We start from the raw sequence: 14096 nt of genomic DNA on the forward strand, positions 1-14096 counted from the left end.
ACTGTAGAGTGAGCAAGCCGCATAGGCGGGGCGACGTCCGCTCCTTGCCGCAATCACGTCGTTCCGACAGGCGCGCATACGGCAAGTTTCCACCCTGAGCTGCCCTACGCGTCGGGTAGCAAGCGCCAGGCTTTCACCACTAGGCGCCGCTTCCGGCGGCTTACCGCCGCGATGCGACCGCGGTGATCGGCGCGATCGTTGGCGAATGGATCGGGTCCGACAAGGTCTTGGCGACGATCGTCGACGCGACCTTCAACTATTGGTCCGACCGGCTCGACGCCGCTATCGTGCTCTCATCGCTGTTGTCGTTCGGGTTCTTCATGACGGTCGTCGCCGCCGAGCGATGGTCCGTTCGATATTTTTGACCGGTTGGCACCCGGGGATGGCCGCTTGGCGTCGCGCAGCGGACTTTGCTGTATCGCGCAGGCGAGGGCTGGCCTTCCCGGCGTCGCCCTGTAGTATGACAGTGCTTGCAGGGGAGGAGCTCGAGCGTGGGGTTGGGTCGGAATTTCCGCCGTTGGGGGACGTTGGCCTTCATCGCCGTCATGGTGCTTTCGCCGCAGGCGGCGTCGGCCGACAGCCTTACGCCCGACCGGATCACTGCCGCCCTGTCGAAGCTCGAGGCGCTCGCCGAAGGTGTCGTCGCGGACGGTGCCGTACCCGGTCTCGCCATCGGGGTCGTGCATGGCGACAAGGTGGTCTTTCTCAGAGGGTTCGGGCGTCGCGAGGCCGGCAAGCCGGAGACCGTCGACACCGACACGGTGTTCCAGATTGCCTCCCTCTCCAAGCCGGTCTCGGCAACGATAGTGGCGGCGCTGGTCAGCGAGGGCATCGTTTCCTGGGATGCGAAGATCGTCGATCTCGATCCGGCCTTCCGGCTCGCCGAGCCCTATCCGACCAGTGAACTCACGGTCCGCGATCTGTTTTCGCACCGCAGCGGGCTTCCCGGCACCGCCGGAGACGATCTCGAGGACATTGGCTACGATCGCGCGGAGATCCTGCGTCGTCTGCGGTTCGTGTCGCCATCGTCGAGCTTTCGCGCCGGCTACTCCTACAGCAATTTCGGACTGACCGAGGGTGCCGTCGCGGCCGCGAAGCCGACGGGCAAGTCCTGGGAGGAGATCGCCGAGGAGAAGCTCTACCGTCCGCTTGGAATGGCCTCGACCAGTTCCCGTCATGCGGACTTCATCAAGCATGCCAATCGCGCTGCGCTCCACGTCAAGATCGACGGCGTCTGGGCCGCGAAGGTAAAGCGCGATCCGGATGCGCAGGCGCCCGCGGGCGGTGTCAGCTCCACGGCGCGCGATCTCTCGCAATGGGTGCGCCTCGTGCTCGGCAATGGGGTCTATGCCGGCGAGACGCTCATTAAGGCCGATGCGCTGGACCAGACGCATGTTCCGCTGATGGAACGGGGCAAGAACCCCGTCTCAGGCGGCACGTCCTTCTACGGCCTCGGCTGGAATGTCGAATTCGGCCGTCACGGCCTGAGCTGGGGCCATGCCGGCGCGTTCAGCGTCGGCGCCCGCACCCTGGTGACGCTCTTCCCGGAGGAGAAGCTTGGCATCGTCATCGTCGCCAATGCCTTTTCGACAGGCGTGCCGGAAGGCTTGTCCGAGAGCTTCGCCGATCTCGCCTTTGACGGAAGGGTCGAGAAGGACTGGGTCAAGGCATGGGACGATGCTTATGCGAGCCTGTTCGGCCCGGCAATCGCGGCGGCCAAGGCCACCTATGCCGCGCCACCGTCTCCGGCAAGCCCGGCCCGGCCGGCCAGCGCCTATGCGGGCCGTTACTCCAACGATTTCATCGGCGATGCGGTCGTGTCGACTGCGGGGGACGCTCTTGCGCTCAAGGTCGGGCCAGCCGGCGCCCGGTCCTATTCGTTGAAGCATTTCGACGGCGACCTCTTCCTGACCTTCGCGGACGCCGAGACGCCGGACAGGCCCTCGGGCGTAGGCTTCGACATCGGCCCCGACGGCAAGGCGTCGGCCATGACCATAGAGTTTCTCAACGATAACAATCTCGGCACACTGAAGCGCGTCGGTGATTAGTTGCTCTGCGCCTTCGACATTCTAGGGCGGAGCAAGGAGCGAAGCGACGCGGCGCAGACCCTGGGATCCATCCCGTTACCTTGGAGCGCTGCTGCGGTGCAGAACCTTTGATGGCGGAGCGAGGCGCCCCCCTCTGTCCTGCCGGACATCTCCCCCACAAGGGGGGAGATCGGCTGTCGCGACCACTTTCGCCAATCCTCAACGTTGCAGAAAAGGCGCTGCAGGCGAAGCTGCCAATCTCCCCCCAAGTGGGGGAGATGTCCGGCAGGACAGAGGGGGGCGCGAAGGATCGCTACGGAGCGCTTTTACTCTGAGCCGTGACAGGCCGGGGCTTGGCCGTGAAACTATCCCCCCGCAAGCCTCGGCAGCAGGAATATCTCCGCCCCCTTTGGCAATTCCTTCGACCAGGTGTCGCGATAGATAACCCCGTCTATGGCGACTGCGATGCCGCGGTCGATGTAGGGCTCGAAGCCGGGATACTGCTCAGCCAGCTTCCTGAACAGCTCCCGAATATCCTTCGCCTCGATCTCGACCTTGCTCTTGCCTCCGGCGATTGCGCCGAGCGATCCCCAGAGCGTTACTTCGACCATCGGCCTCCCCGTTCCGCCTCGATCGCCGCGAGAATCCGCGGCGGCGACATCGGGATATGCGTCATCCGCACGCCCGCGGCGTTCGACACCGCATTGGCGATCGCCGCCAGCGGCGGCACGATCGAGGTTTCGCCGACGCCCCGCACCCCGTAAGGGTGGTTGGGATTGGGGATCTCGAGGATCTGCGTGTCGATCATCGGCAGGTCGGAGCAGACCGGGATGCGGTAGTCGAGGAAGCCGGGGTTCTGCAGCCGCCCGTCCTTGCCGTATACGTACTCTTCGTTGAGCGCCCAGCCGATGCCTTGCGCGGCACCCCCCTGGTACTGCCCCTCGACATAGGTCGGGTGCACCGCCTTGCCGGCATCCTGCAGGACCGTGTAGCGCAGCACCCTGGTGGCGCCGGTCTCCGGATCGACCTCGATATCGCAGATATGGGTGGCGAAGGAGACGCCGGCGCCGTCGGCGACGAGCTCGCTGTGGCCGGCGATCGGCCCGCCGGTCTTTCCTGACCCGGCCGCGATCTCCCTGAGGGACAGCGCCGCAAGGTTGCCGTACTTCTCGCCTTTGGCGATGGCGTGGCCGTTTTCCCAGACCACGTCGTCGACGGGAACATCCCACATCTGCGCGGCGCGTTCCCGCAGGATCTTGATGGCGTTGCGGGCGGCCGAGATCGTCGCCATCGAGGAGGAGAAGGTACCGCGGCTGCCGTCCGTCATGTCGTTGTAGCCGAGGCTGGAGGTGTCGGCGACCACCGCCTTGACCTGCTCATAGGCGATGCCGAGTTCCTCCGCCGCCACCAGCGACAGCGACGCGCGGGAACCACCCACATCGACAGTGCCGACGGCAAGCGAGACCGAGCCGTCCATGCCGATGTTGAGGTCGGTGCAGGTCTGGCCGCCGAAGTTGAACCAGAAGCCGCAAGCCATGCCGCGGCCCTGGTTCTTGCCCAGCGGCGCCTGCATGTGCGGATGGTTCTTCGCCGCTTCCAGCGTCGGGCCGATGCCGATCGGGCCGTAAACCGGGCCGTAGGACGATCGGGTGCCTTCCTGGGCGGCGTTCCTGATCCGGAACTCGACCGGATCCATGCCGATCTCCTTGGCCAGCTCGTCGACGGCACTTTCCACTGCAAACGCCGCCATCGGCGCCGACGGCGCGCGATAGGCCGCCGTCTTCGGCCGGTTGACCAGCACTTCGTAGCCGACCGTCCTAACGTTAGCGAGATTATAGCAGGCAAACGCGGTCATGGCGCCGAGCTCGGCCCACATGCCGGCATAGGGGCCGCAGGAATAGCGCAGCGTCGCCTCGGCCGCGGTGATCGTGCCGTCCTTGCGGGCGCCGATCCTGACGTCGATCGAGGTGGCACTGGTCGGCCCGGAGGCGCGGAACACCTCGTCGCGCGTCATCACCAGCTTGACCGGCCGGCCGGCCTTGCGCGACAGCGCCAGCGCCACCGGCTCGGCCCAGACGTGGGTCTTGCCGCCGAACCCGCCGCCGATCTCCGACGAGGTGACGCGCAGCTTGGAGGCTTCCATGCCAAGCAGTTGGGCGCAGTGCTGGCGGTAGACGAAATGGCCTTGCGTGCAGACCCAAAGGTCGGCGGTGCCGTCGGCGCTGACGCTCGCCACGCAGGCATGCGGCTCGATATAGCCCTGGTGAGTCTGCTCGGTCTTGAAGGAGCGTTCGACGACGTAATCGGCCTGGCCAAATCCCGCATGGATGTCGCCATGGCCGTACTGGCTGCGTTTGGTGACGTTGGACGGCTTGACGGGCTCTTGCTCAAGGCCCTCGGTGAAGATGGTGTCGTCGAGCACGGGCGCCGAGTGCTTCATCGCCTCGTCGACATCGGTCACATGCGGCAGCACTTCATAGTCGATCTCGATCAGCTTCAGCGCCTGCCTCGCCGTGCGGGCGTCGACCGCGGCGACCGCGGCCACCGCATGGCCGTCATAGAGCGCCTTCTTGCGCGCCATGCAGTTGTCGAGGATGTCGTATAGGGCGGCATCGCCGTCGGTGAGGTCGGGCAGGTCGGCCGCGGTGATCACCGCCTTCACGCCGTTGAGCTTCTCCGCCTTCGAGGTGTCGATCTTCCTGATCGTGGCGTGCGCGTGCGGGCTTCTCAGGACACGCCCGACCAACTGGCCGGCCATGTTGAAATCCGCGCCATAGCGCGCGCGGCCCGTTACCTTGTCGACGCCGTCGGGGCGGATGGGACGCGTGCCGACGGAGGCGAAATTGCGTCCGGAATAGCGCGGATCGAAATTCATCGTCAGGCTCCCTTCATCACGCTTGCGGCGTCCTGGACGGCGCGCACGATCTTGTCATAGCCGGTGCAGCGGCAGAGGTTCCCGGCGAGGCCGAAGCGGATTTCCTCCTCGGTCGGGTCGGGGTTCTTGGCCAGCAGGTCTTTCGCCGCGATCAGGAAGCCCGGCGTGCAGACGCCGCATTGCAGCGCTGCGTGTTCGAGGAACTTCTGCTGCAGCGGATGCAGCCTGTCGCCGTGCGCCATGCCCTCGATGGTTTCGACGCGCCGGCCCTCGGTCTCCGCGCCAAGCACCAGGCACGAGCATACCAGCCGGTCGTCGAGGATGATGCTGCAGGCGCCGCAGTCGCCGGTGCCGCAGCCTTCCTTGGCGCCGGTCAGCCCGAGGCGGTCGCGCAGCACGTCGAGCAGCGTCTCGTCCGGCTGGCAAAGGTACTCGACATTGTCGCCGTTGATCGTCGTTGAGACTGCAATTGCGGCCATCACTTGCCTCCTGCACGCGCATAGGCGGTCGTGGCGGCCCGCCTGGCCAGCACACCCGCAACTTTTCTTCTGAACTCGACGGTGCCCCGCTTGTCGTCGATGGGGCGGCAGGCGCCGGAGCAGACCTTGCCGAGCCGCTCAAGTGCTGCTTCGTCCAGCTTCCTGCCGATGAGGGCCTCGGCCGCCTCTTCCACCAGCAGCACCGTCGGCGCCACGGCACCCAGCGCCACGCGGGCCGATTTGACGACACCGTGCTCGTCGAGCGTCAGGTTCACCCCGGCGCTGACCACGGCGATGTCCATCTCCGTGCGTGGAATGAAACGCAGATAGGCATCGCCGGAGCGCGGCGCGCGCCTGTCGAGCAGGATCGCCTCGATGATTTCTCCCTTGGCGAGCGACGTCTTGCCAGGCCCGGTCGGGACTGCCTCCACCGCGACCGTGCGCCTGCCTCCTGGCCCGACAATCAATGCCCTGGCGCCGGCTGCCACCAGCGCCGGCACACTGTCGGCGGCCGGCGAGGCGTTGCAAAGATTGCCGACGATCGTGCAGCGACCCTGCACCTGTTTCGAGCCAATCAGCTTGGCCGCTTCGACGACGCCCGGCCATTCCCTGTTCAAGGCCGCGCTCTCTCCCATCAGGGCGCAGGACACCGCGGCACCGATGCTGAAGCCTTCCGCCGTTTCCCTGATCTCGCCCAGTCCGTCGATTGCCTTGATGTCGACGATCAGGTCGGGCTCGATAAAGCCGCCTTTCATCCTCACCAGGAGGTCGCTGCCTCCGGCGAGAATGGCGGCGGTGCCGGGCGAACCGGCCAACTGGCCAACGGCATCTTCCATTGAAAGCGGACGTATGTAGCGCATCGTCTCCCCTTGATCATCGCAATTCTGTCGGCCCGTTATAGAGCCTTGGATCGGAATGGTCATCCGGTTCTGCATGAGCAGCGATTGGGCCAGGCCGCGGGGCGGCGGGCCGCTTGCCGGCGCGTTCTCAACTCAGGGCGCCGGGTTGAACTGGAGCAATTTGAAACAATCGCCGCTTCCCGACTTCAACTGCGTCAGGAAGCGTTTCGACCGATCGATCCATTCCTGGTGCGACCTGGCATCGGCCTCGATCTCGTCGACCGGTCCAAGCTTGACGAAGCTGCGCCCCTTGCTGAAAAGCCAGCACGCACGGCCGAGAAGTCTTCGGCTGCGCTGGCGCAAGAGGTCGGCATCATAAAAGATGTCGAGCACCTCCTGCTTGATTTTTGCCTGTTTTTCAGGATTTGCGATCGCAACCGCGATCGAGTCTCCGCCGATCGCATCCTGCAGGTCCTTGTAGTCGAGGGCGAGCTGAGTGGTGGCATATTTGATCTCGCTCTCATCCCGGACGATGTTGAACCACAGCGCGGGATCGAGCTCGTTGACGACGAACGATGCCTCGAAGTCGCGCGATAGGTTCAGGATCTCGAACCCTTGAACTTCAACATCGCGCTCAACCAAAAGGATCTCGGCGACCTGCTTGCCGAGTTCCGCCCCATGCGCGCTGATCGCGGCGTTGGTCCCGCCGAGTTCCGGACTGGTATAGGGTCCGCCATCATCCAGCAGCGCATCGAATTCGCCCAAGTATTCGACGACGGCAGCCCCGCGAGCAATGCGCGCGGCCAGTTTGGCAAGAACCAGCTGGAGCTCCGTTTCGCGTTTGCGCTGGTCCTGATAATTCTGCTGAAAAAAGAAGATGAACAGAGAAACGCCAATTCCGATCAGGATGACGCCGAGCTGGGAAAAGATGTTGCGATAATATTCCAGCAGCTTTTCACGATGGCGCATGTCGTGGCGCACGCTGTGCGCCACACGAGCATTGACGATCAGCGAAAGGATCAGCAGCCCGGCACCGACCAGGATGAGGCCGCCGATGAGGAAATAGCCTTGCCCTGAACTGAAATCCATTCTTTTGCCGCGTCCTTAAGCCCGAGACCGCGCAGACTAATCCCATTCCGTTTCACCGCCTACAGGCACCTCCCAAAGCGCGCGCTCGCCTAATACTTTAGTTGTAATCTGTCGCGTGTTTGATATCGTGACAGTGGGAGGAATTCAGATGGCCGTGGAGTGCAAATCCGCGCCCTATATGGGCGTCTTTTCAACCATTGAACTGGATCTCTTGAGGGGTGTGGTTCGGGAAATTTTGCGGTCCGGCGAAGCGGAGCTCGACAACGAGGACGCCGAAATGATCGCGCGTGTGGTCATCGCAACCTACAAGGACGGCGCCTCGGGTCGCGAGGAATTGGTTGAAGCCGCCCGGATTGCGGCCAGGCGCTGCGCTCTCGACCATTTTTACGATCGAGCAGTCGGCTTGTTCGCATAGGATTTCGCATCTGGAGGCCGGCCGGCAGCAACGCTTTCAGGCTCAGGACCACATCCTCTGTGCAAATGCTCTACGCAGACAGGCCCAGCCTGAACTTGTCCGTATCTTTCATCCTGCCTCGCCTCGCAGCCAGGTGGTTCGTCAGCCGATTTTCTTCGATCGGTTGTGACAGGAAAAACCCCTGAGCGCTGTGACAACGCTCGGCGATCAGGAAATCGAGCTGCGCTTCGTTTTCCACCCCCTCTGCCAGAACGGTCAAGCCGAGGGAATTGGCCAGTGCTATAATGCCTCGAACGACGTTCTGTTTTTTCTTCGACGCTTCCAGACCGCTCAAGAACGATCGGTCGATCTTCAGCCGATCGAGGTTGAAATCGGCAAGGTAGCCGAAGCTTGAATAGCCGGATCCAAAATCGTCGAGTGCCAGACCGACGCCGATATTTCGAATTTCCGTCAGCATGTTCAAGGCGTTGCGGCTGTTCTGGATAAGCACCCCCTCCGTTATTTCCAGTTGCAGGCGCGAGGGCGGCAGTCCTGTTTGTTGCAGCACCAGAACAAGGTGGGCGAAGTACGCATCGTTCTGAAGGCTTTTGCCCGAAAGATTGACCGAGCAAACGAAATCATCGGCAGATAGTGGCGCCCATCGAGCTGCCTGCAGGCAAGCCTTGCTCAGCACAACCTTGTCGACTTCCAGTATCAGATCGCTTCGTTCGGCAATTGGAATGAATGACATCGGCAGACGAATCGCTCCCGAAGCGGGGTCGCGCCAGCGCACGAGCGCCTCGGCGCCGATCATGCGGCCGGTTGCCAGCTCGAACTGCGGTTGCCAAACCAGAAAGAACTCGTCGCAGTTAAGCGCACGCTTGATCCCAGCTTCTTCGCCGAGCTGCATATCGAACTGATTGAGGATTGCAGGCGAGAACGTCACGAAGCCAGAGCGTCCTTCCGCTTTGGCGACATAAAGAGCGCTGTCTGCGTTGCGCAACAGGGTGGAAATATCCGACCCATGCTCGGGGAAACACGCCATGCCGATACTGGCTCCCATCCGCACGTGGTGGCCAGCGAGTTCGGCAAACCGGTTCAATTGCTCGCGAAGCCGATCGCCGAGCGCATCGGCTGCCGCGTGCCGGTCCCCAATCGCCATGACGGCGAACTCGTCGCCGCCCAAACGGATGGCGACAACTTCGTCGGGCCGTTCGACCGATTGCAGGATTTCGGCGACGGCTTTCAGCAGCAGATCACCGATGTGATGACCGAACGTATCGTTCACGCCCTTGAAATGATCCAAGTCTATCAGGAAAAGGCGGAGTTGCTTGCCGGCCAGCCTTGCCCGGTCCAGCATCACGTCCCTGTTGGCTGACATCCAGGCACGGTTCTTCAATTCCGTCGTCGCGTCGCGCCAGGCCAGAAACTCCAGTTTCCTTATCGTTTCCCGACGGCCGATAAGCAATACGGCAGTTCCGATCGCCAGCAGCGACAAGACCGCCAGAGCGAATGCAATCTGGTAGTTGAATCTCTTCAGGCTTTTTTCCGCCGAATAGAGATCCACGTTGATCTCATCTCCATATTTGTAATATTCGTCGTTCATCCTCGCTACGAGATGCTCGAGCTCCAACCCCATTTCCTTCAATATATTTTCATCGAGAGGCGGCCCGGCCGCAATCATGGCATCAAGCCGTGTCACCGCGTCAACGACACGCGGAACGATACTTGCGTAGGCGGGAATCTCGCTCGCTGTCCCGGTGCCGTCGATCCGCTTGAAACGGATGTAGACCAGGTCGTTCGCCGCCGATAACTGCTCAAGGCTGTCTGCTGAGCCGGGGGCTGCCTGGGCGAGCGATGTCATGTCTTTGAGGTGGGTTACATCGCGTATCGCAATGTGGAACTCGCGGATGGCGAAAAAGCCGAACCGCGGCAGCGAATATTCGATCTTGCTGAGGCTGAGAAACAGTACGGTGATCAGGACGGCAGAGCTGGCTGCTGCAGCCGCAATGGCGGTCCCGTAGGTGACGGGAACGCGCCAGCCTCTCGATCCAAAGCGTGCCATTCGAGCCACGCCGGAACTCGATCAGCCGCCAGGCTCGAGCGTCTTGATCAGCCAGACCCACCGTGGTTTGTGGATTGGCGTATCGAAGGCCGGGTGGTCGTTGAGCGGATAGACCAGCCGGGTCGGACCTTGCGTGCGTCGGGTCAGCAATTTTCCGTTCTGGCGGGTGGCAAGCAGGAGAGGACCTTCCGTCCAATCTTGGCGCGGAATTATCTGCACATATTCGTCCACCGCCCGCAGAACAACGGAATCCTCGCCTTCCAATCCAACGAGCTTGAGCACATCGCGGAACAGGACGCCTTCAAATGTAAGCTGCCCCTTTTCAAATGGACTTGCGGTGGTGACCCGGTAGAGACCGAGCTTTTCCAGCTGTCGCAACGTGACTGGGACCGACTTGCCGTTGTTCTGAACACTGAAGGCCACAATGTCTGGCGATTCCGGGAGATCAACGGGCTCCAACGCCCCGGCCGGCAGGATGCAAAACGCCAGGACTGCCAGCATGATCAGACTGCGCTTAAGCGATGAACGTCCTGTGTTGAGCAAGGATGACATGCGCAATCCTTTTCTTGTCGATGGGCCAGCACCCAGCCGTCGCCTGACCTTCATTCGGGCAGGCGGGTTTTAACATTGCCATGAATGTCTGATTTTTCCGTTAGCCCTGTTCGGCCGGGAAGAGGGGAGCGTGAAGGATCGCGGCCTCATTCCAGCTTGGGTTCCTCGCCCCCACGAAGTGGTCATTATTGTGGGGCGAGATGCCTGCCAGGGCAGAGGGGGTTGAAGGATCGCCGGCCTTCGAGCTCACGTCTTCTCGCCGGTCGGCCTGATGAAATGGCCAAGCAAATCCATCGGCACCGGAAACACCACCGTCGACGAGCGTTCACCGGCGATGTCATGGAGCGCCTCGAAATAGCGCAGCTGCATGGCCTGCGGGGTCTCGGACAGCATCTTGCCGGCCTCGACGAGTTTTGCCGCCGCCTGCTGTTCGCCGTCGGCATTGATCACTTTCGCACGCCGCAGCCGTTCGGCCTCGGCCTGCTTGGCGATGGCGCGGACCATGTTCTCGTTGAGGTCGACATGCTTGATCTCGACATCGGAGACCTTGATGCCCCAGGCATCGGTCCGCTGATCGAGGATCTCCTGGATATCGCTGTTGAGCTTGTCGCGTTCAGCCAGCATTTCATCGAGTTCATGCTTGCCGAGCACCGAGCGCAACGTGGTCTGTGCCAGCTGGTTGGTGGCGGTCATGAAGTCCTCGACCTGGATCACCGCCCGCTCGGCGTCGACGATACGAAAATACAGCACTGCGTTGACCTTCACCGAGACGTTGTCGCGCGAGATCACGTCCTGCGGCGGCACGTCCTGGACCACCACCCTCAGGTCGACCTTCACCATCTGCTGCACGAAGGGGATGAGGATGATCAGGCCGGGCCCCTTGACCCCGGTGAAGCGGCCGAGCGTGAAGACCACGCCGCGCTGATATTCCCTCAGGATGCGAATGGCCGCGGACAGGAACATGACCACGACGAGCGCTGCCACCAGATAGGCCACATATCCGAGCATCATTGCCTTGCTCCATCGCTTCGCACATTGCGGCGCCGTATCGTCAGCACGAGACCCCTGACATCAGCCACCTCGACGCTGTCGCCCACCGCAATGGGTTCGTCGGCTTTCGCCCGCCAGCGCTCACCCCGGGCCAGCACGTGTCCCTCGCTGCCCTGCCAGTCGAGGACCTTGGCCGGCAGCCCTTGCATGGCCTGGGCGCCAACACGCGGAACGTTCTTGCGGGCCGCCCACAGATAGCTGCCGGTCAGCAGCGCCAGGCCGAGCGTCAGGATGGCGGCGGTGCCGATGACGGCCCACGACATCTCGAAGCCGGGACCTTCGATCCTGAGCAGCATGGCAGCGCCCAGCAGAAACGCTGCCACGCCTCCCAGCCCAAGCACCACTGTGGGATTAAAGACCTCGACGACGAGGAAGATGATGCCAAGCAGCATCAGGGCAAGGCCGGCATAGCTGATCGGCAGGAGATTGAGCGCATAGAGCCCGAGCAGCAGGCAGATCGTGCCGATCACGCCTGGCGCGACCGCGCCCGGGCTGGTGAACTCGAAGACGAGGCCATAAACGCCGATCAGCATCAGGATGACGGCGATGTTCGGGTCGGTGATGACGGCGAGAAGCCGGATGAGCCAGCCAGGCTCGAGCGTTTCAACCGGCAGCCTTTTGGTCGCCAGCACCTTTTTCCTGCCGGCGATCTCGACCGTCCGACCGTCGGCCAGCTGAAGCAGTTCGGTCGTGTCGCGGGCGACAAAGTCGATCACATTTTCCTGCAGTGCGGCGCTGGCCGACAGGCTGGCCGCCTCGCGCACCGCCTTTTCACCCCAATCGGCATTGCGCCCGCGCAGTTCGGCCAGGCTGCGGATCAAGGCAACCGCGTCGTTCGTCGCCTTGGCGATCATCGCATTGCCCGCCGGTGGATTCTTCGGGTCCTTGCCGGCTTCCGGGCCATTGTTCTTGTCGTCGCCGGGAAAGGATGGCATCGGCCCGCCCATCTCGATGGGCGTTGCCGCGCCCAGATTGGTGCCGGGCGCCATCGCCGCCACATGGGTTGCGTAGAGGATGTAGGTTCCGGCGCTCGCCGCATGCCCGCCGGCGGGCGCGACATAGCCGATGACGGGAACCGGGGAGGCGAGGATGTCGGCGATGATCTCACGCATGCTGGTGACCAACCCGCCCGGCGTGTTCATCTGCAGGATGAAAACCTCGGCGTTCCGTTCTGCGGCCACCGCCAGCGCTTCCTCGAACTGCATGGCGCTCGCCGGACCGATGGCGCCGTCTATCTCGATGCGCAGCGCAGTCCTCCCCTGGCCGTTTGCTTCTCCTGTTGCTGCGGAAGAAGAACAAACAGCCACAGCGGCTACAAAAGCCGCGGCAATCAGGGCTACACGCGCGAGTTTCACGCTCAAAGCTCCCTATCAGGGATATGGGCTCGATTTTGCCAAAATCCATGCTGCGTCGCGGCGGTGAAGCTGATCCATGGCAACCTTGCGTTGTGCCTAAACCGGTTGGCAGGAAACGGGTGGTTTGTGTGCGCTGCTTCACCCATCTGATGGCAGAAGCCGATGAAGCCAGAGGAGCAGAGCTATGACCATGCACACGGTTCCAGCAGCAGCGGTCCGATCGGCGGAAGCGCGCGTCGCCGGATATGACTGGCAGGCACTGGCCGAGGAGATGAGCTTCTATGGCTGCGCGGTGATGGAAAAGCTGCTGACGTCAGAAGAATGCCGGGAGATCGCCGGGCGCTATCCCGACGAAAGCCATTTCCGCAGCCATGTCCACATGGCGCGGCACGGCTTCGGCAAGGGCGAGTACCGCTACTTCCGCTATCCCTTGCCAGAGCTGATCGGCGGCTTGCGCACCGCACTCTATCCGCGCCTTGCCGCCGTCGCCAACGACTGGAACGAGCGCATGGGCATCGCCCAGCGCTACCCGGACGAACACGCCGCGTTCCTCAAGCAATGCCACGAGCAGGGCCAGACGCGGCCGACGCCGCTCCTGCTCCAGTATGGCCCTGGCGACTTCAACTGCCTGCATCAGGATCTCTACGGCGATCTTGCCTTCCCGCTGCAGGTGGCAATCCTGCTGTCGGAACCGGATAAGGATTTCACCGGCGGCGAGTTCGTGCTGACCGAACAGCGCCCGCGCATGCAGAGCCGCGCCGAGGTGGTGCCGCTGCGCCAGGGCGATGCAGTCGCCTTCGCGGTCCACAATCGTCCGGTGCAGGGCAGCAAAGGCAGCTACCGCGTCAATCTCAGGCACGGCGTCAGCCGGATTCGCTCCGGCCTGCGCCATACGGTGGGCATTATCTTCCACGACGCGAAATAGGGCTGTCCCTGCGTGGAGGCGACCAGCAACTTCGTGCCAAGGGGGATCTGTTGTCGGAGTCGGCGCCGCCCCTCATCGCCTGCCGGGCACTTCTCCCCGTGTGACGGGGAGAAGGGACTGGTCGCACCGTGGCGGATATTCTGCAACGCTGGTGATTGGCGAAACCATCTATGAGAGCGCCCCTCTCCCCGTCACTATACGGGGAGAGGGTGCCGGCAGGCAGGTGAGGGGCAGCGCAAAGCTGAAGCGATTGGCTGCCGAACAATTCTTCAGGCAACCGCGGCAATCGCGGAAAAATAAAAATCTCGCCCACAAAGATCTTTGTCATCCAATCGTTAACCAAGGTTCATACGGTGAGCGGTGTTGTTTCTCTGCCGGCGTTCGTTCGCCGGGCGGATGACTGTTGATATCTGCCAAGACTGAAAACTAGCTATTTGTTCGCGCGT

Annotated in this window: 13 protein-coding genes; 4 read left to right on the forward strand and 9 right to left on the reverse strand. The window is 62.8% G+C overall.

Annotated elements, in window-relative coordinates; genetic code table 11:
- Nucleotides 1-182 precede the first annotated feature (182 nt).
- Nucleotides 183-365 carry a hypothetical protein gene (locus BLT09_RS26665; protein WP_413468436.1) on the forward strand — a complete coding sequence of 61 codons (183 nt, stop codon included), beginning with the start codon at nt 183-185 and terminating at the stop codon, nt 363-365.
- A 126-nt stretch (nt 366-491) separates the two neighbouring features.
- The gene (locus BLT09_RS26670) at nt 492-2048 is read left to right on the forward strand and encodes a serine hydrolase (RefSeq protein ID WP_413468435.1); all 1557 of its coding nucleotides are present in this window, start codon (nt 492-494) and stop codon (nt 2046-2048) included.
- 344 nt (nt 2049-2392) lie between these two features.
- Here the strand turns inward: BLT09_RS26670 and BLT09_RS26680 are convergent, their stop codons facing one another.
- The 5 genes from BLT09_RS26680 to BLT09_RS26700 all read right to left on the reverse strand — a co-directional run bounded on the left by BLT09_RS26680 (nt 2393) and on the right by BLT09_RS26700 (nt 7309).
- Nucleotides 2393-2638, reverse strand: coding sequence for a MoaD/ThiS family protein (locus BLT09_RS26680; RefSeq protein ID WP_091598737.1), 246 nt, complete (start codon nt 2636-2638; stop codon nt 2393-2395).
- Nucleotides 2626-4902, reverse strand: a complete 2277-nt coding sequence (locus tag BLT09_RS26685; RefSeq protein WP_091598740.1) for a xanthine dehydrogenase family protein molybdopterin-binding subunit — start codon at nt 4900-4902, stop codon at nt 2626-2628. Before BLT09_RS26685 ends, BLT09_RS26680 begins: the two co-directional genes overlap by 13 nt.
- 2 nt (nt 4903-4904) lie before the next feature.
- Entirely contained in the window at nt 4905-5381 is a 477-nt protein-coding gene (locus BLT09_RS26690; protein WP_091598743.1) for a (2Fe-2S)-binding protein, read from the reverse strand.
- Nucleotides 5381-6241, reverse strand: a complete 861-nt coding sequence (locus tag BLT09_RS26695; RefSeq protein ID WP_091598746.1) for an FAD binding domain-containing protein — start codon at nt 6239-6241, stop codon at nt 5381-5383. Before BLT09_RS26695 ends, BLT09_RS26690 begins: the two co-directional genes overlap by 1 nt.
- A 132-nt stretch (nt 6242-6373) precedes the next feature.
- Nucleotides 6374-7309, reverse strand: coding sequence for a hypothetical protein (locus tag BLT09_RS26700; protein WP_091598749.1), 936 nt, complete (start codon nt 7307-7309; stop codon nt 6374-6376).
- A 115-nt stretch (nt 7310-7424) separates the two neighbouring features.
- Between BLT09_RS26700 and BLT09_RS26705 the strand changes: the two genes are divergently transcribed.
- Nucleotides 7425-7724 (forward strand): hypothetical protein, encoded by a 300-nt coding sequence (locus BLT09_RS26705; protein WP_139172690.1) that lies wholly within the window; start codon nt 7425-7427, stop codon nt 7722-7724.
- Nucleotides 7725-7794: 70 nt separating this feature from the next.
- Here BLT09_RS26705 and BLT09_RS26710 read toward each other — a convergent pair whose 3' ends face one another.
- The 4 genes from BLT09_RS26710 to BLT09_RS26725 form a co-directional block, all read right to left on the reverse strand.
- The gene (locus BLT09_RS26710; protein ID WP_091598755.1) at nt 7795-9768 is read right to left on the reverse strand and encodes a putative bifunctional diguanylate cyclase/phosphodiesterase; all 1974 of its coding nucleotides are present in this window, start codon (nt 9766-9768) and stop codon (nt 7795-7797) included.
- Between the two features lie 21 nt (nt 9769-9789).
- Complete coding sequence (locus tag BLT09_RS26715; protein WP_167366543.1) at nt 9790-10320, reverse strand: putative pterin-binding protein; 531 nt, start codon at nt 10318-10320, stop codon at nt 9790-9792.
- 246 nt (nt 10321-10566) lie between these two features.
- A complete protein-coding gene (locus BLT09_RS26720) occupies nt 10567-11331 on the reverse strand; it encodes a slipin family protein (RefSeq protein ID WP_023799095.1) in 765 nt (254 codons plus the stop codon).
- Nucleotides 11328-12725 (reverse strand): NfeD family protein, encoded by a 1398-nt coding sequence (locus tag BLT09_RS26725; protein ID WP_023799094.1) that lies wholly within the window; start codon nt 12723-12725, stop codon nt 11328-11330. The genes BLT09_RS26720 and BLT09_RS26725 overlap by 4 nt, the downstream gene beginning before the upstream one ends.
- Before the next feature lie 184 nt (nt 12726-12909).
- Here BLT09_RS26725 and BLT09_RS26730 point away from each other — a divergent pair, with 184 nt between their 5' ends.
- A complete protein-coding gene (locus tag BLT09_RS26730) occupies nt 12910-13650 on the forward strand; it encodes a 2OG-Fe(II) oxygenase (RefSeq protein WP_091598761.1) in 741 nt (246 codons plus the stop codon).
- Nucleotides 13651-14096 lie beyond the last annotated feature (446 nt).

Source organism: Mesorhizobium muleiense (assembly GCF_900099905.1).
Taxonomy (GTDB): Bacteria; Pseudomonadota; Alphaproteobacteria; order Rhizobiales; family Rhizobiaceae; genus Mesorhizobium; species Mesorhizobium muleiense.